Consider the following 23,133-nt stretch of genomic DNA (forward strand, 5'->3'; position numbering starts at 1 on the left):
CCCTCCTCTGGGAAGGCGGCGCGCACGTTCGCGAACGGCAGCCGCATGACCAGACTTCGCAGCGGCCACCATCGGCCTGACGTGGATGCCCGGATCAAGTCCGGGCATGACGATGTTTTGCGGCATCAGGCCAGGTGCGAACGTCCCCTGTCCTTTGGCGCCTCACCCCTCCTCGGCATCCAGCGTGCGGAAAACCTCCTGCGCGAGGCGGTTGGTCTCGATGGCCACCGGCACGCCGCAATAGACGCCGATCTGGAGGATGGTCTCGCGGATTTCCTCCCGCGTGGCGCCGTTGGTGAGCGCGCCCTTGAGGTGCAGCTTCAGCTCGTGCGGCCGGTTCAGCGCCGAGAGCATGGCGATGTTGAGCAGGCTGCGGGTGCGCCGGTCGAGGCCCGGCCGCCCCCAGATGTTCCCCCAGCAGTATTCCGTCACCATTTCCTGCAACGGCCGGGAGAAATCGTCGGCACCGGCGATGGCCCGCTCCACATATTCGGCGCCGAGCACCTCCTTGCGGATGGCAAGGCCGGTATCGAACAGCGGGCGCGGGGCATCCTGCGAGGGGGCGATCTTGCTCATGGGCGTCTCCTGTGATGGGCCGGTCTGGCAGGTGGTCTTGGCGCGTGGTCTTGGCACGTGGTCTTGGCGCGGGGCGCAGGATGGCGTGGGAGGGGGCGCGCTGCAAAGGCCGAGCCCCGGGCAGGCACTCCCGTGTCTCCGCTCCCGTGTCACCCCTCCCAGTGTCTCCACGTCCATGTCTCTGGGGCAGGCATGCGCGGGGGGTATGGACGCTCGCGCGCCTGCCCACATCGCTCATACTGACCCGGCGAGATTGATGGTATACATGCAATCTCGCCGCGTCACTGCGTCGCGTCCGCCCGTTCATCCGCGCCGGGATTTCCGATGTCCGCCCCCGCACGATCTTCCACGGCCTCCCCTGCCGCTGCCTCGGAAATCCTCGATGGCCTGCCCGCGCACCTGCGGCGCTGGGTGGTGCTCACCACCTCCATCGCGGTCATCATGGCCTCGCTGGACACCGCCATCGCCAATACGGCGCTGCCGACCATCGCCTGGGATCTCAATACCGATGCGGCAACCGCGGTATGGATCGTGAACGTCTACCAGCTGGCCATGGTGGCGACGCTCCTGCCGTTCGCCTCGCTGGGCGAGACGGCGGGGCACGACCGGGTCTACATGGGCGGGCTGATCCTGTTCACCGTCGCCTCGCTGGCCTGCGCGCTGGCCTGGTCTCTTCCCAGCCTGATGGTGGCGCGCATGCTGCAGGGCGTGGGGGCCAGCGGCATCATGAGCGTGAATGCGGCCATCGTCCGCCATGTCTATCCCAGGGCGTTGCTGGGGCAGGGCATCGGCCGGGTGGCGCTGTCCGTGGGGGTGGCCTTCGCGCTGGGGCCGACGGTGGCCTCCGCCATCCTCTCGGTGGCCACGTGGCCGTGGCTGTTCGCGGTCAATGTGCCCTTCGGCGTCATCGCCATGGTCATCGCCTTGCGCACCATGCCGCGCACGCCGCGCGCCGCCCATCGCTACGATCTGGTGGGGGGCACGCTGGTGGCCGGCGGGCTGGGCGTGTTCATCCTCGCCGTGGGCGAGGCGGCGCATTGGTCGCACCCGCTGATGGTGGCCGCCGAACTGGTGATCGCCGCCATCCTCATCGCCTTGCTCATCCGCCGGCAGGCGGGGCATCCGGCGCCCATGCTGCCGCTGGACCTGTTCAGGCGGCCCATGTTCAGCCTCTCCGCCGCCACGGCGGTGTGCTCGTTTGCCGCGCAGGGCCTCGCCTTCGTGGGCCTGCCCTTCTATTTCCAGCACGAGCTGGGCCGCACGGCGGTGGATACGGGCCTGCTGATGACGCCCTGGTCCATCGTGGTGGCGATCATGGCGCCGGTGGCGGGGCGGCTGTCGGATCGCTATCCGGCCGGCATTCTCGGCGGCATGGGGCTGGTGGTGCTGAGCCTCGGCATGTTCTCGCTGGCCGCCTTGCCGGCGGATCCCTCGACGCCCGACATCATCTGGCGCATGGCACTGTGCGGGGCGGGGTTCGGCTTTTTCCAGTCGCCCAACATCCGCGCCATCATGTCCAGCGCGCCGCCCGGCCGCTCGGGCAGCGCCAGCGGCATGGTGGCCACCGCCCGCCTCATGGGGCAGACGCTGGGCGCCTCGCTGGTGGCCCTGTGCTTCGCGCTGGCGGGGCAGTGGGGATCGACGCTGGCGCTATTGCTGGGCGGCGGCTTCGCTTTGGCCGGCAGCGGCGCGAGCTTCCTGCGGCTGGCCGCGCGCGACGGCGCGAAGCCGGGCGCGATCTGAAACGAAAGCCAACCTTATATCTTGCGATTGAAATGATTGGCGGTGCTGGTGTAGTGTGCTGTGCCGCAAACACTTTTCGTCAACGATGATTGCCGACCGATGATTACTGCTGCGCAATTACGCGCCTCGCGGGCGCTGCTCGGCCTCGATCAGAAGGCCATGGCCCAACTGTGCGACCTCTCCGTCCCCACCATCCAGCGGATGGAGGCGAGCAACGGCGTGATCCGCGGCAACATGGGCTCGCTTCTGAAGCTCATGGGCGGTCTCCAGCGGGCGGGCATCGAGCTGATCGGCGAGGGCGCGGTGAGCGATGCCGGCAGCCGCGGCGTGCGGCTGCGCGATTCCACCGGCGCCCGCGCCAGCGCCAACTGAGCACCGGCTTGGCGGATGTCCGTCAGCCTTTTGGTCGCACCCCGTCCAGAAAGATGCGCACGCAGCGGTGGAGATGATCGAGGCGTGCCTGGCGTTGCGGGCCCTCGGGCGGGCCGGTGCGCGGGTCGGCAAAGTGCAGCATGGCGCCGAACACCATGTCCATGAGCATGCGCGCCGCGCTGTCCGCGTCCTCAAGCACGATCTCGCCGTTCGCTGCCCGCGTTTCCAGCCATGCGGACAGCATCGCGCGGGAGGCATCGGGCCCGGCCTCACGCAGGATGGCGTGCACCTCCGGATCATCCGTGACCGTGCGCATGGCGAAATGCAGGAAGACCGCGCGCTCGCGCTCGGCCTCGGGTGCAATGTCGAAACGGAAGATGGTGGCGATGGCCTGCGCGAGCGGCAGGTCATGCTCCTTCAGCGGCAGCGCCAGCATGGTGCTGCGATGGTCTTCCACCAGCGCGCGGAACAGCTCGGCCTTGTTGCGGAACAGGCGGTAGAGGGTCTGCTTGGACATGCGGGCGCGGGCCGCCACCATGTCGGTGGTGGTGCCGGCGAAGCCCTGCTCCTCGAACAGCGTCCGCGCCACCTGCAGCACGCCGGCCCGGCGCTGCGTATCGCTCGCCGTCTTCGGCCGCCCGCGTGGCCGGCGTGCCGTGTCCTCCTGGCTCTCGTTCGTCATCTGCGCTCCCCGCCCCATACCGTCCGTGCCGGCCCCGCTTTCGTGAAAGCCGGGCCGATTGACAGTCGCCAGCCAACTCAATTATCAGTACCGATCAGTTCCGTAAATCCTCGGCGTGCCGGGGAGAGGCTGCCGCCGGGTTCCGCCCGGCTCCGAGCAACGTCCAGATACACGGTCGTGCTTGGAGGGGGCAGTCGCGTCCACTATAGCCGTTGGGTTGATCCGGACCATGCTTCGCGAGAGGCGGGCTGGATCGGTCTCACGGCTTCGGCATCTGGCGTGGGTCCCCGTAACCCGTCGTCTGCCGTTTCCCTTAGACCATGGCAAATGCGCCGTTTCGGGCGAATCCGCAGGCTGAAGGTGGACAGCCGGGGGATGCGTGCCCGGGGCGAGTGAAGGTGAGTGATGTATCAGGCGTTTCCACCGGCTGCCGATGCGGCGCAGACGTCCATTGAGAGCCTGTCTCCGGCTGTGCCCGGTGTGACCAATCCGCGCCCCATCCGGGCTGCGCGCCGCCGTGCGCTGCTCGGCCTCGTGGCGCTGGCGCCGCTGCTCGCCGCCTGCGTGGTGGGGCCGGACTATGCGCCGCCGCCCATGGCCATGCCCACGAATTTCGCCGCCGCCACCAAGGCGCAGGCGCAAAAGCCCGCCCAGCTCCATGCCTGGTGGCGCCGCCTGAATGATCCCACGCTCGACAAGCTGGTGGACGAGGCGGTGGCCCACAATCTGGATGTGGCGACGGCCAAGGCCGCCGTGCGGCAGGCCCGCGCCACCCGCGCCCAGCAGGCCTCGAGCCTGTTCCCCTCGGCGAACGGCTCGGCTTCCATCACACGGTCGCAGAATGCCGCCACCGGCACGTCCGCGTCTTCCTCCGGCACCAGCACCATCACCGTGGATACGGACGGCGCCGGCAGCTCCGGCACCAGCCGCACCACCCAGTGGCAGGGCGGCTTCGATGCCTCGTGGGAGCTGGATCTGTTCGGCGGCAACCGCCGCGCGGTGGAGAGCGCCACCTATGCGGTGGAAGCCTCCGAGGCGCAGCTGCGCGATGCGCTGGTGACGCTGATCGGCGACCTGACCACCTATTATGTGCAGGCGCGCGGCTATCAGGCCCGCATCGACCTTGCCACCCGCACCGCCGCCTCCCAGCGGGAGACCGCGCAGCTGACGCGGCAGAAGTTCGATGCCGGCTCTTCCTCCGCCGTGGACGTGGCCAATGCGGTGGGGCAGGCGGCGAGCACGGAGGCGGACATCCCCAGCCTCCAGTCCAGCTATGCGCAGGCGGTGCATCGCATCAGCGTGCTCACCGGCCAGATGCCGGGCACGCTCACCAGCGCCATGAACCGCTCCAAGCCCATTCCGAGCCCGCGCCTGCCGGTTCCCACCGGCGTGCCGGCGGACATCCTCGCCGCGCGGCCGGACGTGCGCGCCGCCGAGCGCCAGCTCGCGCAGTACACGGCGAGCGTGGGCAACGCGCAGGCGCAGCTCTATCCCAGCGTGAGCCTCACCGGGTCTCTTGCCACCAGCGCGGTGAAGGCGGGCGATCTCGGCAAGGGCTCCACCATCAGCTGGTCCTTCGGCCCCTCGCTGACGCTGCCCATCTTCAATGGCGGCCAGTTGCAGGCGGGCGTGGAGCTGGCCGAGGCCCAGCGCGATCAATATTATGTCGCCCTGCGCTCCACTGTGCTCACCGCCATGGAGGACGTGGAGAATTCCCTCGTGGCGCTGTCCAAGGAGCGCCAGCGCGCCCGCAGCCTGCAGGAGTCCGCGAAGGCCTATGGCGATGCCGCCCGGCTCTCCCGCGCGCTCTACCAGACCGGCGGCTCCAGCTTCCTCGACGTTCTGGATGCTGAGCGCTCGCTCTATTCGGCGCAGGACAGCCTCTTGCAGAGCCGGGTTCTGATCACCACCGACTATATCGCCCTCCACAAGGCGCTGGGCGGCGGCTGGGATGGCCGCGTGGACACGAAGACGCCGGAAGTGGTGGATGTGAACACCGGCCCGCATCTGCCCGATGCCAACACAGTCTCGGCCATGTGGCCGTTCGGAAACTGAGATGCCGCGAACCGAACCCGCTTCGCTCGACAGGACACCCCGCGCCGATGCGGCGCCGGGGCCGGAGGCCGTGCCGCTGTTTCCGGCCACCGCCCCGCCTGACGCGCCGGGCAGGAAGGGCAGCGGCGGCAGGCCGCCGCGCAGGAAGGGACGCTGGCTTCTGGCCGCGGCCCTTCTGCTGCTTCTGGGAGGGTTCTGGTACTACCGGTCCGCGAACACGGTGCGCCCGGCGGATGCCTATACGTCCGCCGCCGCTGCCGCCGGCGACATCGAGGAGAGCGTGCTCGCCACCGGCATATTGAAGCCGGTGCGGTTCGTGGCGGTGGGCGCGCAGGCGTCCGGACGTCTGCTCAAGATGCACGTGAAGCTCGGGCAGGTGGTCAAGGCCGGCGACCTCATCGCCGAGATCGACGACCTGACCCAGCAGAACGCCCTGCGCACGGCGGAAGCGGACCTCGCCAACATGCGCGCCCAGCGCGAGGAAAAGCAGGTGACGCTGAAATATGCCGAGCTGACGCTGGCCCGGCAGACGCGCATGCTCACCCAGACCATCACCTCGCAGGCGGATTACGAGACCGCCGCTTCCACGGTGGGCACCACCAGGGCGCAGATCGCCGCCCTCGATGCGCAGATCGCCAGCGCCGAAGTGGCGGTGGAAACCGCGCGGGTGAATCTGGGCTACACCCGCATCACCGCGCCCACGGATGGCACCATCCTCGCGCTGGTGACGCAGGAAGGCCAGACGGTGAATGCCAGCCAGTCCGCGCCCACCATCGCCATCCTCGGCGATGTCGGCACCATGACCGTGCGCACCGAGATTTCGGAAGCCGACGTCGTAAAGGTGAAGCCGGGGCAGGCGGTGTATTTCACCATTCTCGGCGCGCCGGACCAGCCCTATCACGCCACGCTGGAGAGCATCGAGCCGGCGCCGGAATCGGTGAAGAGCGACAGCAGCTTCTCCTCCACCTCCACCGCGTCGTCGTCCTCCTCCTCGTCCTCCTCCAGCACCAGCTCCGCCATCTATTACAACGGCGTGTTCAACGTGCCGAACCCGGATGGAAAGCTGCGCACCTACATGACCGCCGAGGTGCACATCGTGCTCGGCAGCGCCAAGGGCGTGCTCACCATTCCGGCCGCCGCGCTCGGCACCGTGGCGGCAGACGGCAGCTATGCCGTTCAGGTCATCAAGTCCGACGGCACGCTGGAACCGCGCACCGTCACCATCGGCCTCAACGACAAGGTGACGGCCGAGGTGAAATCCGGCCTGAAGGCGGGTGAGCGCGTGGTCACTGGGCGCCGCAGCGCGTCGGGCGCCGCCACGCAGCAGGGCGGCCCGCCCCCGCCGCCGGGGATGTGAGCATGGCCGAGCCGTTGCTGGTTCTGGAGAAGGTGCGCCGCGAATTCCCCTCGGGCGAGGGCACGCTGGTGGTGCTCAACGACATCGATCTGACCATCGCGCGCGGCGACATGGTGGCGATCGTGGGTGCCTCGGGCTCCGGCAAGTCCACGCTCATGAACATTCTGGGCTGCCTGCACACGCCTTCCTCGGGCAGCTATCGCGTGGGCGGCCGCGACACCGCCGCCCTCGAACCGGACGAGCTGGCGGCGCTGCGCCGCGAGCGCTTCGGCTTCATCTTCCAGCGCTATCACCTGCTGGCCGAGCTGGACGCGGTGGACAATGTGGAGATCCCCGCCGTCTATGCTGGCGAAGACCCCGCTGCCCGCCACAAGCGCGCCTTCGGCCTGCTGGCGCGGCTGGGCCTTGCTGACCGCGCCGACCACCGGCCGGGCCAGCTCTCCGGCGGCCAGCAGCAGCGCGTCTCCATCGCCCGCGCGCTGATGAACGGCGGCGACGTCATCCTCGCCGACGAGCCCACCGGCGCACTGGACAAGTCGTCCGGCGAGGAGGTGCTGCGCATCCTCGATGAGCTGAATGCCGAGGGCAAGACGATCATCATCGTCACCCACGACATGGCGGTGGCCAATCGCGCCAAGCGCATCGTGGAACTCAGTGACGGCGTGATCATTTCCGATCGCCGCACCGACAGCGCGCCCGCAGCCCCCGCGCCGGCACCCCGCAAGGTGAAGCAGGCGCCCATGTGGCGCGGCGTGGTGGACCGCCTGAAGGAGGCGGTGCGCATGGCGGTGCTGTCCATGGCCGCGCACCGGCTGCGGACCTTCCTCACCATGCTCGGCATCATCATCGGCATCGCCTCGGTGGTGTGCGTGGTGGCGCTGGGCACGGGCACCCAGCGACAAGTGCTCGCCAACATCTCCAACCTCGGCACCAACACGCTGGAAATCTTCCCCGGCAAGGATTTCGGCGACGTGCGCTCGGCGAAGGTCCAGACGCTGGTGCTGGCGGATGCGCGGGCCATCGCCTCCCAGCCCTATGCGGCGGCGGTGAGCCCCACGGTGTCCACCAGCACCACCGTACGCTTCGGCCCCAAGGAGGCGAGCGCGCTGGTGAACGGCGTGGATCCCAGCTATTTCACCGCCAAGGGCACCAAGCTGGCGGAGGGCCGCTTCTTCGACGCCCGCAGTGTGCGCGACCGCACGCAGGAAGTGGTGATCGACGAGAACACCCGCAAAGCCCTGTTCGCCACCACGCCCGGCGGGGCGCTGGGCAAGGTGCTGCTGGTGGGCGATGTGCCGTGCCGGGTCATCGGCATCACGGAAGCCCAGCAGGGCGGCTTCGGGTCCAGCTCCAATCTGTCGGTCTATCTGCCCTTCACCTCGGTGCAGGCGCGCTTCCTCGGCACCAGCACCCTGCGCTCGATCACCCTGAAGGTGAGCGACGAGGTGGAGCCGGCGGCGGCGGAAGAGGCGGTGATCCAGCTCCTCACCGTGCGCCACGGCACCAAGGACTTCTTCATTCTCAACACCGACGACATCCGCAAGACCATCACCGCCACCACCCAGATGCTGACCCTGCTGATCGCCGCCATCGCGGTGATCTCGCTCATCGTCGGCGGCATCGGGGTGATGAACATCATGCTGGTGTCGGTGTCCGAGCGCATCGGCGAGATCGGCCTGCGCATGGCGGTGGGCGCGCGGCGCGGCGACATCCTCCAGCAATTCCTCATCGAGGCGGTTCTGGTGTGCCTGCTCGGCGGCCTCGCGGGCATCGCCACGGCGCTGGGGCTGGGCGAGCTGATCGCGCTGTCGGGGGCGGGGTTCTCCATGGTCTATTCGCCGGCCTCCATCGTGGCGGCGGTGGCGGTGTCGACGGCGATCGGCGTGGTGTTCGGCTATCTGCCGGCCCGCAACGCCTCCTTCCTTGATCCGGTGGTGGCGTTGTCGCGCGATTGAGGTGCCCAGTGGGTATTTCCCGTCACGGGAAAGTATTTCTTAATAAAGTCGTTCCCGGTTTCGATGTGGATGCAGTCAGAAGCTGCCATGTCTCCATCTCTACGGGCTTTCATTACGTAAGGTCATGTCCGGCGACGTGAAAATACGGAACTTGGACTTGGCAAATTCGTTGTGAAGGGAGTGGTTGAAGATCTGAAGAGGTGGCTTGTGAAGAAAACGACCGTTGCCCTGTGCGCATTCATGTTCGGCGTAATGACATTGGGCTCCGCCTCTGCCCAGCCTCTGCCGCGCGCGCCGGATGCGCCGCGCCATTATACGGCGCCACGCCATTACAAGCCGTACAAGGCGCCGCCCCGGAAGGTGTATCGCTCGCATCGGCCGCGCCATCACGTTCCCCCGCCGCCCCCGCCGCATCACCGGCGCCATTATCACTGACCGTGGGACGAGGGCAGGCATCCGCCTGCCCCCGCCGTGGCTGCGCGATCGGGCCGTGTGGCTTGTATCGTCATGTAATGGATACGCATTCCTGAAGTGAATGCGTGTTCACCTCATGTGTGCGCGGCGTGATGCCATGACGAATTGTGGCGCCTCCGAGGTATTTCCGACCCAGCGGAACGCAGGGCGACCGATGGTTGTTTCTTCTTCAAGTGAAACAACTGAGGAGCGCCTCTCATGCGAAAGGCAGCCATCTCCATCGTGCTTGCGCTGGGTGTTCTCGGCGCGTCCGGGGCGGCCTCCGCCCAGTATCTGCCGCTGGCGCCCGATGCGCCCGGTGCCCATCGCTATGTGAAGCCGGGCCCGGTGCCGGGTGAGTTCCGCCGCGACCGTCAGGCGCGGGAACGCCGTTATGAGCGTCAGTATCGCCGCGAGTATTATGGGGATCGCTACGATCGCCAGAACCGCTATGACCGCCGTTATTACGGCCAGGGTACCTATTACGGGCCGGGCTACTACTGACGCCCGTCCGTCTGCGGAAAAACGGCCAGCGCCCGCGCTTCAGCGCGGGCGTCTGCATATGGATAAAGCCCGCTCATCATCGGCGCTGGCATAGGCCGCGCCTCTGCCGCCATGTGGGGCCCCGGCCCAGTCCGGGCCGGGGGAGAAACGCGCGTGAGTGACGGCGGCCACCTCCTCGCGCGCCGATGCCATGGTGCGGGGCGGCTCGTCTTGCGGGGAGGCGGCAGGCCCCTCGGCGGGTGTAGCCCGCAGCCAGTGCAGAACGGGAAAGAGCATCGCGTTGTCCTCTCCGTCAGAGGTCCGGCGTGATCGCCCCGAGCATGGCTTCCTTCACGCCCACCAGCGTTGCGGTGGCGCCGTCGAGCGCACCGTCCATCGCGCGTTTCCCGGTGCCCAGAGCGCCGTCCACCATGCGCTTGCCGCCGCCGAGCGCGCCATCGACCATCTTCTTGCCGCCGTCGAGCACGGCCATGGCCCCGTGGAGCGTGCCCTGAAGCGGACCGCGCGGCGCGGCCTCCACGGGCGGCGGCGGGGGCACGGTGGCCGCAGCGGTGGCGGGCATGGGCTGCGGCGTGCCGAACACGGCCGGATCACGGCTTTCGCAGCGCGCCTGGCAATGGTCGAACCGCTCGACGCCGGTGGGGTAGGCAACCGCATCGGAGGCTTTGGCGGAAACCAGCACCACCTGCGGACGGGCGGCGGGCAGCGGCGCCTTCGTGGCGGCGACGCTGATCTGCGTGGTCTCTGCCTTGCCGGTGTCGGTCTTGGCGATTTCCGCCGGCAGGTTCGGGCCGGCCACCTCGGCGCTGTGCCTGGCCGGCACGAAGTCGAAGGAGGGGGCCTCGGTGGAGGAGATGATCCTCACCTGGCTGTCCAGCCGGTCCTCCGGCATCATATGCGCGAGGGCCAGCGTGCCGAGGCTGAGCGTGGCGCCGATGCCGACCTTGAGGGCGAGCCGCTTCACATGCGGCGAAGTCTGGGCCAGCAGGCGTCCGGGGTTTCGCATCCACCATCTCCTTTGTTCGATGCTGGCATTTCACCCGGCATTCTTGGCGCAAGCTGGGCCATCCGATTTCAATCGGTTTCCTTGCGCGGCAGAATTGTAACGATCTGTGTCTCCCGCAGCGTCAGACTGTGGCCGATCCCGCGCGGGGCCTTGAAAAGCGGGGCCGTACGGGCCATCTCGTGCCTCGAAATCGACCTGATCCGGGGGACCTGGGACACAATGACGACTGCCGCACCCGAAAGCCGCACCTTCGAGGCCGACGTCGCCAAGCTGCTGCACCTCATGGTGCATTCGGTCTATTCCGACCGCGACGTCTTCCTGCGCGAACTCATCTCCAACGCCGCCGATGCCTGCGAGAAGCTGCGCTACGAGGCCATCACCACGCCCGACCTGCTGGGCGAGGACCCCAAGGCGCGCATCACTCTGTTCATCGACACCGAGGCCGGCCGCCTCACCATCGAGGACAACGGCATCGGCATGAGCCGCGAGGAGATGGTGGAGGCGCTCGGCACCATCGCCCGCTCCGGCACCAAGGCGTTCATGGAGCGCATCGAGGCGGCGCAGGCGGGCGAGGGCGCCCAGCTCATCGGCCAGTTCGGCGTCGGCTTCTATTCCGCCTTCATGGTGGCCGATCAGGTGGACGTCTATTCCCGCCGGGCCGGTGCCGAGGGTGCCGCCCATTGGTCCTCCGACGGCAAGGGCGCCTATACGGTGGAGGATGCGGACGTGTCGCTGGCGCCCGCGCGCGGCACCCGCGTCGTTCTGACGCTGAACGAGGACGGCAAGACCTATGCCGACCACTTCACGCTGGAGCGCATCGTCAAGCAGCAGTCCGGCCATGTGCCGGTGCCGATCTATATCGTGCCTCGCCCCGAGGATGAGCCGCAGGAGATCGCCGACGGCGTGGCGCTGTGGACCAAGTCCAAGACCGAGATCAGCACGGAAGAATATGCGGACTTCTACCGCTCGGTGGCCGGCCAGTTCGACAATCCGGCGCTCACCGTGCATTTCCGCGCCGAGGGCCGGCATGAATATTCCGCCCTCGTCTTCGTGCCCGGCATCGCGCCCTTCGATCTGTTCGACGCCGACCGCACGGGCCGGGTGAAGCTCTATGTGAAGCGCGTCTTCATCACCGACGATGCGGAGATCATGCCGCGCTACCTGCGCTTCGTGCGCGGCGTGGTGGATAGTGCCGACCTGCCGCTGAACCTCTCGCGCGAGATGCTGCAGGACAGCGCCATCCTCACCGCCATCCGCAAGGGCGTGACGGGGCGCGTGCTCACCGAGCTGGAGAAGCTCTCGCAGAACGATGCGGAAGCCTATGCCGGCGTCTGGTCCAACTTCGGCCCGGTGCTGAAGGAAGGGCTGTACGAGGATTACGAGCGCCGTCCGCAGCTGCTCGGCCTCTCCCGCTTCAAGTCCACCACCACGGGTGCCGGTGCCGAAGGCGGCTGGCGCACGCTCAAGGACTATGTGGCGGACTGCAAGGAAAACCAGACCGCCATCTATTACATCACCGGCGATCTCGCCCGCATCGAGCATGCCCCGCAGCTGGAAGGCTTCCGGGCGCGCGGCGTGGAAGTGCTGCTGCTGCCGGATCAGGTGGACAGCTTCTGGGTGACGGCGGGCGTGGACTATGAGGGCAAGCCCTTCAAGTCGGTGACGCAGGGCGCGGCGGACCTCTCCCTGATCCCGCTCACCGAAAAGGACGAGACCCCGGCCGCCGAAGCCGAGGCCGCGCAGGACTTCATCGCCTTCGTGAAGGAGACGCTGGCCGACGAGGTGGCCGATGTGCGCGCCTCCGACCGCATGACCACCTCTGCGGTGTGTCTGGTCGCGCAGGATGTGGGCATCGACCGGCGGCTGGAGAAGCTGCTGGCGGGTGCCGGCCGCCTGCCCACGGCGGCCAAGCCCGTGCTGGAGATCAACCCGCGCCATCCGCTGGTGGCGGCGCTGGCCGGTCCCGCGGCGTCCGACATCGCCTTCCGGGCGGATGCGGCGCGTCTCCTGTTCGATCAGGCCCGCGTGCTGGATGGGGAGCAGCCGGTGGACCCCGCCGCCTTCGCCGACCGCCTCATGCGGGTGATGCAGCGCGGCATCCCCGCCGGCTGAGCCGCCCTCGCTGGGGAGGCTTCTGAGACGGATCGGGATTGCGCACTCAGTTGCACTGAAGAAGGAGATCGTCATGCCCGGGCTTGACCCGGGCATCCACGTCGGGCCGACGGTGGCCGGTACCAAGCTTGGGGACTGCCCCCGCCGCTCGCGAGAACGTCCACCGCCAGCCTGGCGACACTACGTGGATCCCCGGATCAAGTCCGGGGATGACGATGCTTTGCTGCATTGGTGTCCGAACTGAATATCGATCGGTGCTAAAGCCCTCACCCCGAAAAGGGCAGGGCGTTCGCAAAGGTTCCTCTCCCGCAATGGGGGAGGGCTTCAAGGGTGAAGCCCCATGCGGGTCCATATCGTCCACCGGACGACCTATGACTATCACCAGCCGGTGGCGCTCGGGCCGCACCGGCTGTTGCTGCGCCCCCGCGCGCAGTCGCAGGCGCAGCTCCTCGATTTCTCCCTCACCGTCTCACCGGAGGCCAATCTGTTCTGGGAGGCGGACGCCAACGGCAATGCGCTGGCGCTCGCCACCTTCCGGGAGGAGACCGACCGTCTCGTGGTGGAGAGCCGGGCCGAGCTGGAACTGCCCGGCATCCCCGGCCCCGCGCCGCTGCTGGCACCGGAGGCGGCCACCTATCCCTTTCTCTATTCGGAAGCCGACTGGAGCCACATCGCCCCGCTCGCCGCCCCCGCCTGCCCGGATGCGGAAGGCCGGCTGACGGCATGGGCGCGCGGTCTCGTCGCCGGCCAGCCCACGCCCTCCCTCGCCCTGTTGCAGGATCTGAACGCCGCTGTGCGGGACGCCGCCCGCTATGAGGAGCGGATCGAACCCGGCGTGCAGCCGCCGCTGGAGACCTTGCAGCGCGGCATCGCCTCCTGCCGGGATTTCGCGCTCCTGTTCGCGGAGGGCGCCCGCGCGCTCGGACTGGCCGCGCGGCTCGTGTCCGGCTACCTCGCCAATCCCGGCGGCAGCGCGCCGGGCACCGCCACCACCCATGCCTGGGCCGAGGTGTTTCTGCCCGGCGCGGGCTTCGTGCCGTTCGATTCCACCCACGCCACCATGGGCGGCCACAATCTGGTGCCGGTGGCCGTGGGGCGCACACTGGAAGAGACAACGCCCGTTTCGGGCTCTTTCCTCGGCCGCCCTGACGCACTGCGGCAGATGATCGTGGATGTGGAGATCACCGCCTGACGCAGAGGTGGCACACGCCGGGCCGAATTGCGCGCGCGGCTACGAAGCCTATATTAGCCCCTTGCGCCGATGCTGGGCCCTGCGTGCCCGGTGGCGTTCGTCCTTCCTTCACGGGATCCGCGCACCGTGCTGCCTGACCTTGCCGATATCGGGACCGATCCCGCCGCCACGCGCGTGGTGGTGGCCATGTCGGGCGGGGTGGATTCGTCCGTGGTCGCCGGGCTGCTGGCCCGCGCCGGCTTCGACGTGGTGGGCGTCACGCTCCAGCTTTACGATCAGGGCGAGATGGCCCGCCGCAAGGGCGCCTGCTGCGCGGGCCAGGACATCTACGACGCCCGCGACGTGGCGGAGCGCCTCGGCATTCCCCATTACGTGCTCGATTATGAAAGCCGCTTCCGCGAGGAAGTCATCGCGCGCTTCGCCGACAGCTATGCCGCCGGCTTCACCCCCATTCCCTGCGTGGACTGCAATCGCACGGTGAAATTCCGTGATTTGCTCGCCACCGCGCAGGATCTGGGCGCCTCGGTCCTCGCCACCGGCCATTATGTGGCGAGCCGTCCTCTGGCCGATGGCCGGCGCGGCCTGTTCCGCGCCGCCGAGGAGCAGAAGGACCAGTCCTATTTCCTCTATGCCACCACCGGCGCGCAGATCGACATGCTGCGCTTCCCGCTGGGCGGCATGAAGAAGAGCGATGTGCGCGCGCTGGCCGTGGAGCTTGGCCTGCCGGTGGCGGACAAGCCGGATTCGCAGGACATCTGCTTCGTGCCCGATGGCGATTATGCCGGCGTGGTGGAGCGCCTGCGCCCCGAAGCCGGGGAAGCCGGCGACATCGTGCATCTGGACGGGCGCGTGCTCGGCCGCCATCGCGGCGTGATGCACTACACCATCGGCCAGCGGAAGGGGCTGGGCATCTCCACCCCCGAGCCGCTCTATGTGATTGCCATCGACGCCGCCCGGCGCGAGGTCAAGGTCGGCCCGCGCGAGGCGCTGGCGGTGCGCGCCATTCGCCTCGTGGACATCAACTGGCTGGGCGATGTGCCGCTGAGCCGGGCCTGCGCCGAGGGGCTCGAGGTGTTCGTGAAGGTGCGCTCCACCCGCTCGCCCACGCCGGCGCGGCTGGGCAGGGACCCTTCCGGCGCGCCGGTGGTTGAGCTTCTGGCAGGTGAGGAAGGCGTTGCGCCGGGACAGGCCTGCGTGTTCTACGATGCGGCGGACGGCCCGGCGCGGCTGCTCGGTGGTGGCACCATCGTGCGGGCCGAGCGCATGGCCAGTCATCTGGCTGCCGTCGAAGTGGCATAATCCGGTTGTAAGCGCTTGCGCGAATCGCGCACACGGCTTGACCGGGGACGGATTGGGCCCGCCGGCACGGCGGGAAAGTGGGCCGGGTGAGGGTTTGGGCGGAAGACCGCCTGAGGCCGACGCCCGACGGGATATGGGTCTGGGAGCGGTGCGCGGGGGCGCGGCCGCCGATCGGCCCGGAGCGGAAGGCGCGGCCGTGATGGCCATCGCAGGCCGCAGCTGAAGGATGGCGCGGGAAATGGCGGTCCAGTACGATCTCAAAGAGCAGAAGCGGGCCTATGCCAAATGGGCGCCCGTTTATGACGCGGTCTATGTGAAGCTGCTCGCTGACGCCCAGCGCAAGGCAGCCCATGCCGCTGCCTCCTGCGGCCCCAACATCCTTGAGGTGGGCGTGGGCACCGGGCTCGTGCTGCCCTATTACCCCGCGCACTGTCATGTGACGGGCATCGACCTCTCCTTCGACATGCTGAAGAAGGCGGTGGAGAAGAAGACCGAGCGCCGCCTGCGGCAGGTCGGCCTGCTGGCCTCCATGGACGCCTGCGCGCTCGGCTTCGCCGACGCCTCCTTCGATGCCATCACGGTGCCCTTCGTGATCACGCTGGTGCCGGATCCGGAAGGCGCGCTGGACGAGATGCGCCGGGTGCTGAAGCCGGGCGGCGAGATCATCATCGCCTCCAAGCTCGGCGCCGATGCCGGCCCCGCCATGCATGTGGAGAGCATGCTGGCGCCGCTGGTGAAGAAGGTGGGCTGGAGCATCGCCTTCAAGGCCAGCCGCCTGTCCAACTGGGCGGCGACCCATCCCGACATGAAGGTGATGGACATCTCGCCGGTCTTCCCCGCCGGTTTCTTCAAGATGGCCCGCATCAAGAAGGCCCGCTGAGGGGCTTTCCGACCGGTTTTGTGCGCGCCAGCTATGGCTGGGCGCGACATACCCCCTCTCCCGCTTGCGGGGGAGGGTTGGGGAGGGGGAAGGGCGCGCCGGATGACCTGAACGGTCGCCGGGAACGATACCGAACCCTCTCCCGTCAACCGCCCCCTATTCCGCCGCCTGTGCCGGCGCGATGGGCGGGGTGCGGAAGGTGGCGAGAAGCGCCGCCTCTTCCGCCTTCGCCGCCGCCAGATGGCGTTCCTTCACATGCCCATAGCCCCGGATCTTCTCCGGGATGGACGCAATGGCCACCGCCGTGGCGTGGGTGTCGCGGCTGAGCCCCTCCAGCAGCTCGGCCAAAGTGCGCTCATAGTCGCGGATCAGCGCACGCTCGGTCCGGCGCTCGTGGCTGTAGCCGAAGATGTCGAACGGCGTACCGCGCAGCCCCTTCAGCTTCGCCAGATGGCCGAAGGCCTTCATCATCCACGGGCCGAAGCGGATCTTGCGCGGCTCACCCGTATTGGGGTCCAGCCTGGCGAACAAAGGCGGGGCGAGGTGGAACTCGTACCTGAGCTCGCCCTCGAAGGCGGCATCCACCTGTCGCTGGAAGGCGCCGTCCGCGAACAGCCGCGCCACCTCATACTCGTCCTTATAGGCCATGAGCTTGTAAGCGTAGCGCGCCACCGCTTCCGTCAGTCCCGTGCGGCCCGGCGCGCGCGCGGCTTCCGCCGCCGCCACCTTGTCCACCAGCCCCCGATAGCGGGCCGCATAACGGGCGCTCTGATAGGCGGTGAGCGAGGCCACGCGCCGCGCGATCACCTCATCCAGCGTCTCCGAGAGCCGGCGGGCGTCGCTCGTGCCCTGCTTCGGCACCAGAAGGGTGGCCATGGCTTCGGGATCATGGGCGGCGCGGCGGCCCCATTCAAAGGCCGCCTTGTTCATCTCCACCGCCTCGCCATTCAGCTCGATGGCCTTCAGGATCGCCTCGGCCGAGAGCGGCAGGCCGCCGAACTGATAGGCATAGCCCACCAGAAAGATGTTCTGCGGCAGTGAGTTGCCGAAGAGCGCCGTGGCAAGCCGCGTGGCCTCGATGAAATGGGTGCGCTCCGCCCCCACCGTGCCGGCGATGGTGCGCTTCAGGCGCTCCGTGGGTAGCGAATAGTCGGCGTTGCGGGTGAAGTCGCCGGGCAGCACCTCGTGGGTGTTCAGCACCACAAGCGTCGCGCCGGGCTTGACCGCCGCCAGCACCTTCTTGGTGCCGGCCACCACCAGATCGCCGCCAAGCACCAGATCGGCGCCGCGCGCGGGCACGCGGATGGCGGCGATGTCCTCCGGCCGCTCGGCAAGGCGGATGTGGCTGTAGACCGCGCCGCCCTTCTGGGCGAGGCCGGCCATGTCGATCATGCCGCAGGCCTTGCCTTCCAGATGTGCCGCCATGCCGAGGATCGCCCCGATGGTGACGATGCCGGTGCCGCCCACCCCGGTCACGATCACCCCATAGGTGCCGTGGATCTCAGGATGGCCGGGCTCGGGCAGATCGGGCAATGCGCCCATCCCCGCTGCCGCGCCTTCCGCCTTGCGGGGCTTGGCGCCATGCACGGTGACGAAGGAGGGGCAGAAGCCGTTGACGCAGGAAAAGTCCTTGTTGCACGAGGACTGATCGATCTCGCGCTTGCGGCCCCACTCCGTCTCCAGCGGCTGCACGGAGACGCAATTGGACTTCACCCCGCAATCGCCGCAGCCCTCGCAGACGCGCTCGTTGATGATCACCCGCTTGTCGGGATCGGGATAGGCCCCCCGCTTCCTGCGGCGGCGCTTCTCCGAGGCGCAGGTCTGGTCATAGATCAGCACCGTGCAGCCGGGGATCTCGGCCAGCTCGCGCTGGATATGGTCCAGCTCGTCGCGATGGTGGATGGTCATGCCCGCCGGCCAGTTGATGCCGGCGGCGTATTTACCGGGCTCGTCCGTCACCAGCACGAGGCGGGCGATGCCTTCCGCCGCCACCTGCCGGGCGAGCACCGGCACGGTGAGGTCGCCCTCATGGTGCTGGCCGCCGGTCATGGCGACAGCGTCGTTGAACAGGATCTTGTAGGTGATGTTCACCTTGGCCGCGACGGCGGCGCGCAGGGCAAGATAGCCCGAATGATTATAGGTGCCGTCGCCCAGATTCTGGAACAGATGCGGGCGTTTGGAGAAGCGGGACTCGCCGATCCAGTTGGCGCCCTCGCCGCCCATCTGGGTGAAGCCCACCGTGTCGCGGTCCATCCACTGCACCATGTAGTGGCAGCCGATGCCGGCGGAGCCGCGCATGCCCTCGGGCACGCGGGTGGAGGTGTTGTGCGGGCAGCCGGAGCAGAAATAGGGGATGCGGGTCGCCACGTCCGAGGTGGCGGCGAGCACCCGCTGCGCCTCCTCCAGCTCCGCCACGCGCGCCGCGATGTCGGGGATGTCGCCATAGGCGAGGATGCGCCGGCCGAGCTGGATGGCGATGTCGTTGGGGTCCAGCGCGCCCTTCACCGGGAAGAGCCAGCGGCCCTCCTCGTCCTTCTTGCCGATGCACACCGGCTGGTTGGCGGTGCCGTACAGCTCCTCGCGCACCTGCACCTCGATGAGCGAGCGCTTTTCCTCCACCACCATGATGAGGTCGAGGCCGCGCGCGAACTCCTTCAGCCCCTGCGTCTCGATGGGCCAGGGGCAGGCCAGCTTCCAGATGCGCAGGCCGAGATCGTTGGCGCGCACCTCGTCGATGCCCAACTCGTCCAGCGCGAGGCGCAGGTCGAGATAGCTCTTGCCCACGGTGGCGATGCCGATGCGCGGGCGCGCGCCGCCGGAAGTGATGAAGCGGTTGAGCTTCTGCGCGCGCAGGAAGGCGAGCACGGCATCGCGCTTGTATTCCTGAAGCCGCTCCTCCTGCGCGATGGGCGTATCCACGAGGCGGATGTTGAGCCCGCCCTCAGGAAAGCGGAAATCGGTGACGGGGGCGAGCCGCACCCGGTCCAGCCGCCCGTCCACCACGCCGGTGGATTCGATGGTGTCCTTCACCGCCTTGAGGCCGACCCATGTGCCGGCAAAGCGGGAGAGCGCCCAGCCATAGAGGCCGTAATCGAGGATTTCCTGCACGCCCGCCGGGTTCAGCACCGGGATCATCACGTCCACGAAATGGAATTCGCTCTGATGGGCGGTGGTGGAGCTTTCGCAGGTGTGGTCGTCGCCCATCAGGGCCAGCACGCCGCCATGCCTGGAGGTGCCGGCATTGTTGGCATGGCGGAACACATCGCCGGAGCGGTCCACGCCCGGCCCCTTGCCGTACCAGAGGCCGAACACGCCATCATATCTGCCCTCGCCGCGCAGTTCCGCCTGCTGGGAGCCCCAGAGCGCGGTCGCGGCCAGATCCTCATTGAGGCCGGGCTGGAAGAAGATGTCATTGGCGTTGAGCAGCTTTTGCGCCTGCCCGAACTGGAGGTCGAGCCCGCCCAGCGGCGAGCCGCGATAACCGGAGACGTAGCCGCCGGTGTTGAGCCCGGCGCGGCGATCCCGCTCCTTCTGCATGAGGGCGAGACGGACCAGCGCCTGCGTGCCCGAGACGAACACGCGCTCCTGCGCGAGGTCGTATTTGTCCTTCAAGGAAACCTGAGCAAGACCCTTGCCGACACCCATGACGCGCGTCCTCCGGATCGTCTGTCCTGCCCTCCCGGGCGGGAGAGGGCGGGCGGTCTTGTTCCGAAAGGCGAAACCTGCCGGCCTTGTGCCGCCAGATCGCGCTTCGGTGCCGCATTGACTTCAAGATCAGGCTGACACGGGTGGTTCCCCGCGGCAATTTCGTTGTTTGGAAGCGTTATGAAAGGAAGTTGCCGCAAAAGCGGGCCTGACGCATTTTGGCGCAATGCACGCGGAAAGTGTGCGGCGCAATGCGACGGAGAACCGCCCTTGGGCGGCGAGGTGGAAGGAAGGTCCGCCCGAAAGCATCCAAATTGATACCCGATTGCGTATAAATTACGAATATCCGCGCTCGCGTATATCGCGTTTTCATACGTGGGCGCGTATATTGTAACTTAATACGCTCACGCGTATATTCTCCGCCCAGGAGAAGCCCTGATGGACCAGATCGCACGCACCGAGAAGCAACTGGGGGCCATTCTGCGCCGCGCGCGCAAACAGGCCGGGCTGACGCAGGGCGGGCTGGGGGAGCGTATCCATCTGCGGCAGGGCACGGTGTCGCGGCTGGAGGCCGGGGCGCCCGCGCTCCAGTTGCGCACGCTCATGGCGGCGCTGTCCGCCCTCGATCTCGAACTGGTGGTGCGCCCCCGCAGCAAGGCCGATCCCGCCGACATCGAAGACCTGTTCTGATGGCGCGCCGTCCGGCCCATGTGCCGCTCGACGTTTTCCTGAATAGCCGCCTTGTGGGTGTGCTGCGACGCTCATCGACGGGGGCGATAGATTTTGTTTACGCGACGGAGTGGCTGGATTGGGAAAGCACCTTCCCGATCTCGCTGTCTCTCCCCTTGCGCGAAGCCCGCTATGTGGGTGAGGCGGTGGGCAATGTTTTCGAGAACCTCCTGCCCGACAGCGTTTCCATCCGCAGACAGGTAGCGGAGCGTGTGGGTGCCGGCGGCACGGACGCTTATTCCCTACTTGCGGCTCTGGGGCATGATTGCGTCGGTGCGCTGCAGTTCCTGCCGGAGGGCGTGGAAGTTGGTCCGGCCGGCACCACGGAAGGTCAGCCTATCGGAGAGGATGAGATTGCGCGGATCATCGCCAATCTCGCGCGGGCTCCCCTCGGCATGGGTGCGGATACAGCGTTCCGGATCTCGATCGCCGGAGCGCAAGAGAAGACCGCTCTGCTGTGCAAGAATGGCAGTTGGTTCAAGCCGACGGGTACCGCCGCCACCACCCACATCCTGAAACCCCAGATCGGCATGCTGCCAGGGGGCGTTGATCTGTCGAACAGCGTGGAGAATGAGTATCTCTGCCTGAAGCTGCTCGGCGCGCTCGGGGTGCCGGTGGCAGAGGCCGGGATGACGACGTTCGGCGGGCGGCGGACACTGGTGGTGGAGCGGTTCGACCGCCTCTGGGCCCGCGACGGCCGTCTGCTGCGCCTGCCGCAGGAGGACATGTGTCAGGCGCTCTCCGTGCCACCGTCGCTAAAGTACCAGTCCGAGGGTGGGCCGGGCATCGTCGATATCCTCCGGCTGCTTCAGGGTAGCGATACACCGGAGGCGGATATCGCCACCGTCATGCGGGCGCAGATCCTGTTCTGGATGCTGGGCGCCACGGATGGTCACGCGAAGAATTTCAGTCTCGCCCTTGGCCCCGGTGGCCGGTTTCACCTGACGCCGCTCTATGACGTGCTGAGTGCCCAGCCCAGCTTCGATGCCGATCTCATCCCGCGTCGTGACTTCAGGTTGGCGATGTCCGTCGGCACCCGGGGCCGCTACCGCGTGGATGACATCGTTCCGCGTCATTTCCTGCAGACGGCGGCCGCAGCAGGCATTGGCGAACCTTTGGTACGGGTGATCTTCGCTGACCTCGCGCAAACCGCCGAGGCACGCGCCGATGCGGTCTTCTCGACCTTGCCGCCCAGCTTTCCGGAGGAACTGGTCGCATCCCTCCGTGCAGCCATTGCACGGCGAGCCCGGATTCTGGCGGACGCCTAGCCCACCGCCGCCATCAGCCGGTCGATGAAGGCGTCGAGCGCGCTCTTGTCGATCCAGCGCAGCACCGCCACCACATCCAGCGAGGGCGCGCACCAGATCACGTTCACGCCAGCGCCCAGCGCGAAGAAGGCGTCCGCCGGCACATGGGGCCGATGGGCCGCGCCCGCATTCAACCACCACAGATAGCCGTAATTGCCGAGCGTGGGCGAAGGCGTGGTCATCTCGGCCACGTAGGCGGGGGAGAGCACCTGCTGCGCGCCCCACGCGCCGCCCCGTGCCGCCATCAGGCCGACGCGGGCATGGTCCTGCGCGCTGATGAACAGCCCGCCGCCCCAATGCCCGCCGCCGGGCACGGACTGGATGCGCTGGCCGTCCATCTCCACGAAGCTGTTGCTGTAGCCCTGCCATTCCCAGCCGGTGGACGCGCCGATGGGGTCCATCACACGCTCGCGCAGCACGTCGGGGAGCGGGCGGCGGAACAGGGAGAGCAGGCAGTAGGAGAGCAGGTTCACCCGCACGTCGTTATATTCATAGAAGCTGCCGGGCGTCTTCAATTCGCGACGCTCGCCCTTGCGGCTGTTGTCGGCGCCGGGGCCGATCTGGCGGTTGTGGTCCACCTGATCGGATTTTTCGAAGATCGTCCCGTCCCACTCGCTCGACTGCTGCAACAGCTGCCGCCAGGTGATCTGCGCATTGTGCGCGCTCTCGAAATAGGGGCCGGGCACCGAGGCGCCCACCGGGGCGTCCATGTCCGGGATCAGCCCATCCGCCTGCGCGATGCCGGCGAGGATGGAGAGATAGCTCTTGGCGATGGAGAAGGTCATGTCGGCGCGCGCCGTGTCGCCCCATTCGGCGGCGATGCGCCCGCCCTTCAGGATCAGCCCCGCCGGGCCGCCGCGCTCCCGCACCGGGCCGACGATGGCGCTCCACGGGCCTTTCTCGTTCCACTCCACGAGGCCCACATACTTGCCGTCCGGATAATAGAGGCTGCGCGGCCACTGGCTCTCATGGCCCTTGGCGAAGGCGATGGCGGCGTCGAGGCTTTGCGCGTTGAAGCCGGCGGCCTCCGGGGCGATGTGCTCCCACTGGGCGAAATCGGACGGCGGGACATAGGCAGGGCTGGTCTGCGTCACGGCGGGGCCTCTTGCTGCGGGCGTGCGACCGGTGCCGGAACGGCAGGCGCGGGGAGCGCCCGGTCATCTGGAAGGACGTGCAGCTTGGCAGGCGGGCAGTGGCGGCCGCAAGCCCAGACATCAGGCAATGTTGCGCCCGGTCTGCCCTTTGTCCTGCCCTCCCGCTTGCGTG

General features: G+C 68.0%; 17 protein-coding genes. 12 read left to right on the forward strand and 5 right to left on the reverse strand.

The annotated features are described in order from the left end of the window. Positions 1-162: 162 nt before the first annotated feature. Positions 163-576: a carboxymuconolactone decarboxylase family protein gene (locus IEW24_RS20960; protein WP_188582327.1), complete on the reverse strand. Its 414-nt coding sequence runs from the start codon at positions 574-576 to the stop codon at positions 163-165. Between the two features lie 324 nt (positions 577-900). Here IEW24_RS20960 and IEW24_RS20965 point away from each other — a divergent pair, with 324 nt between their 5' ends. Together IEW24_RS20965 and IEW24_RS20970 are read left to right on the forward strand one after the other, a co-directional pair. Next, on the forward strand, positions 901-2,319 hold the full coding sequence (locus tag IEW24_RS20965) for an MFS transporter (protein ID WP_188582329.1): 1,419 nt from the start codon (positions 901-903) through the stop codon (positions 2,317-2,319). Positions 2,320-2,418: 99 nt separating this feature from the next. Further along, entirely contained in the window at positions 2,419-2,691 is a 273-nt protein-coding gene (locus IEW24_RS20970; RefSeq protein ID WP_188582331.1) for a helix-turn-helix domain-containing protein, read from the forward strand. A 22-nt stretch (positions 2,692-2,713) separates the two neighbouring features. Here IEW24_RS20970 and IEW24_RS20975 read toward each other — a convergent pair whose 3' ends face one another. Further along, positions 2,714-3,373: a TetR/AcrR family transcriptional regulator gene (locus IEW24_RS20975; RefSeq protein WP_188582333.1), complete on the reverse strand. Its 660-nt coding sequence runs from the start codon at positions 3,371-3,373 to the stop codon at positions 2,714-2,716. Between the two features lie 405 nt (positions 3,374-3,778). On the opposite strand from IEW24_RS20975, the gene IEW24_RS20980 reads away from it, so the two are divergent. The 4 genes from IEW24_RS20980 to IEW24_RS20995 all read left to right on the forward strand — a co-directional run bounded on the left by IEW24_RS20980 (position 3,779) and on the right by IEW24_RS20995 (position 9,697). After that, positions 3,779-5,428, forward strand: a complete 1,650-nt coding sequence (locus IEW24_RS20980; RefSeq protein WP_188582335.1) for an efflux transporter outer membrane subunit — start codon at positions 3,779-3,781, stop codon at positions 5,426-5,428. Between the two features lies 1 nt (position 5,429). Beyond that, positions 5,430-6,785, forward strand: a complete 1,356-nt coding sequence (locus IEW24_RS20985) for an efflux RND transporter periplasmic adaptor subunit (RefSeq protein ID WP_188582337.1) — start codon at positions 5,430-5,432, stop codon at positions 6,783-6,785. A 2-nt stretch (positions 6,786-6,787) separates the two neighbouring features. Continuing rightward, a complete protein-coding gene (locus tag IEW24_RS20990; protein WP_188582339.1) occupies positions 6,788-8,740 on the forward strand; it encodes a MacB family efflux pump subunit in 1,953 nt (650 codons plus the stop codon). A 672-nt stretch (positions 8,741-9,412) separates the two neighbouring features. Beyond that, positions 9,413-9,697 carry a hypothetical protein gene (locus IEW24_RS20995; protein ID WP_188582340.1) on the forward strand — a complete coding sequence of 95 codons (285 nt, stop codon included), beginning with the start codon at positions 9,413-9,415 and terminating at the stop codon, positions 9,695-9,697. Positions 9,698-9,989: 292 nt separating this feature from the next. Here the strand turns inward: IEW24_RS20995 and IEW24_RS21000 are convergent, their stop codons facing one another. Then, a complete protein-coding gene (locus tag IEW24_RS21000; RefSeq protein WP_188582342.1) occupies positions 9,990-10,703 on the reverse strand; it encodes a hypothetical protein in 714 nt (237 codons plus the stop codon). Positions 10,704-10,922: 219 nt separating this feature from the next. Between IEW24_RS21000 and htpG the strand changes: the two genes are divergently transcribed. From htpG to IEW24_RS21020, 4 genes are all read left to right on the forward strand, one after another. Continuing rightward, entirely contained in the window at positions 10,923-12,815 is a 1,893-nt protein-coding gene (htpG, locus tag IEW24_RS21005) for a molecular chaperone HtpG (RefSeq protein WP_188582345.1), read from the forward strand. 340 nt (positions 12,816-13,155) lie between these two features. Continuing rightward, positions 13,156-14,007 (forward strand): transglutaminase family protein, encoded by an 852-nt coding sequence (locus tag IEW24_RS21010; RefSeq protein WP_188582347.1) that lies wholly within the window; start codon positions 13,156-13,158, stop codon positions 14,005-14,007. A gap of 126 nt (positions 14,008-14,133) precedes the next feature. Continuing rightward, positions 14,134-15,306 (forward strand): tRNA 2-thiouridine(34) synthase MnmA, encoded by a 1,173-nt coding sequence (mnmA, locus tag IEW24_RS21015; protein ID WP_280514991.1) that lies wholly within the window; start codon positions 14,134-14,136, stop codon positions 15,304-15,306. Positions 15,307-15,544: 238 nt separating this feature from the next. Beyond that, a complete protein-coding gene (locus tag IEW24_RS21020) occupies positions 15,545-16,186 on the forward strand; it encodes a class I SAM-dependent methyltransferase (protein ID WP_188582351.1) in 642 nt (213 codons plus the stop codon). Positions 16,187-16,342: 156 nt separating this feature from the next. Here IEW24_RS21020 and IEW24_RS21025 read toward each other — a convergent pair whose 3' ends face one another. Beyond that, entirely contained in the window at positions 16,343-19,831 is a 3,489-nt protein-coding gene (locus IEW24_RS21025; RefSeq protein WP_188582353.1) for an indolepyruvate ferredoxin oxidoreductase family protein, read from the reverse strand. A gap of 435 nt (positions 19,832-20,266) precedes the next feature. On the opposite strand from IEW24_RS21025, the gene IEW24_RS21030 reads away from it, so the two are divergent. Both IEW24_RS21030 and IEW24_RS21035 read left to right on the forward strand, forming a co-directional pair. Then, positions 20,267-20,521: a helix-turn-helix domain-containing protein gene (locus IEW24_RS21030; protein WP_373870113.1), complete on the forward strand. Its 255-nt coding sequence runs from the start codon at positions 20,267-20,269 to the stop codon at positions 20,519-20,521. After that, positions 20,521-21,828, forward strand: a complete 1,308-nt coding sequence (locus IEW24_RS21035; protein WP_188582357.1) for a type II toxin-antitoxin system HipA family toxin — start codon at positions 20,521-20,523, stop codon at positions 21,826-21,828. Before IEW24_RS21030 ends, IEW24_RS21035 begins: the two co-directional genes overlap by 1 nt. Here IEW24_RS21035 and IEW24_RS21040 read toward each other — a convergent pair. Further along, positions 21,825-22,961 carry a serine hydrolase domain-containing protein gene (locus IEW24_RS21040; RefSeq protein WP_188582359.1) on the reverse strand — a complete coding sequence of 379 codons (1,137 nt, stop codon included), beginning with the start codon at positions 22,959-22,961 and terminating at the stop codon, positions 21,825-21,827. The two genes, IEW24_RS21035 and IEW24_RS21040, sit on opposite strands and share 4 nt — an antisense overlap. Positions 22,962-23,133 lie beyond the last annotated feature (172 nt).

The sequence above is a fragment of the Azorhizobium oxalatiphilum genome, assembly GCF_014635325.1.
Classification (GTDB): Bacteria; Pseudomonadota; Alphaproteobacteria; order Rhizobiales; family Xanthobacteraceae; genus Azorhizobium; species Azorhizobium oxalatiphilum.

Coding starts and splice junctions, on each gene's coding strand:
- IEW24_RS21025 (WP_188582353.1), bottom strand. CDS start 19,831: ATGGGTGTCGGCAAGGGTCTTGCTCAGGTTTCCTTGAAGGACAAATAC.
- IEW24_RS20990 (WP_188582339.1), top strand. CDS start 6,788: ATGGCCGAGCCGTTGCTGGTTCTGGAGAAGGTGCGCCGCGAATTCCCC.
- htpG (WP_188582345.1), top strand. CDS start 10,923: ATGACGACTGCCGCACCCGAAAGCCGCACCTTCGAGGCCGACGTCGCC.
- IEW24_RS20985 (WP_188582337.1), top strand. CDS start 5,430: ATGCCGCGAACCGAACCCGCTTCGCTCGACAGGACACCCCGCGCCGAT.
- IEW24_RS20960 (WP_188582327.1), bottom strand. CDS start 576: ATGAGCAAGATCGCCCCCTCGCAGGATGCCCCGCGCCCGCTGTTCGAT.
- IEW24_RS20970 (WP_188582331.1), top strand. CDS start 2,419: ATGATTACTGCTGCGCAATTACGCGCCTCGCGGGCGCTGCTCGGCCTC.
- IEW24_RS20980 (WP_188582335.1), top strand. CDS start 3,779: ATGTATCAGGCGTTTCCACCGGCTGCCGATGCGGCGCAGACGTCCATT.
- IEW24_RS21020 (WP_188582351.1), top strand. CDS start 15,545: ATGGCGGTCCAGTACGATCTCAAAGAGCAGAAGCGGGCCTATGCCAAA.
- IEW24_RS21010 (WP_188582347.1), top strand. CDS start 13,156: ATGCGGGTCCATATCGTCCACCGGACGACCTATGACTATCACCAGCCG.
- IEW24_RS20965 (WP_188582329.1), top strand. CDS start 901: ATGTCCGCCCCCGCACGATCTTCCACGGCCTCCCCTGCCGCTGCCTCG.
- IEW24_RS21035 (WP_188582357.1), top strand. CDS start 20,521: ATGGCGCGCCGTCCGGCCCATGTGCCGCTCGACGTTTTCCTGAATAGC.
- IEW24_RS21000 (WP_188582342.1), bottom strand. CDS start 10,703: ATGCGAAACCCCGGACGCCTGCTGGCCCAGACTTCGCCGCATGTGAAG.
- IEW24_RS20975 (WP_188582333.1), bottom strand. CDS start 3,373: ATGACGAACGAGAGCCAGGAGGACACGGCACGCCGGCCACGCGGGCGG.
- IEW24_RS20995 (WP_188582340.1), top strand. CDS start 9,413: ATGCGAAAGGCAGCCATCTCCATCGTGCTTGCGCTGGGTGTTCTCGGC.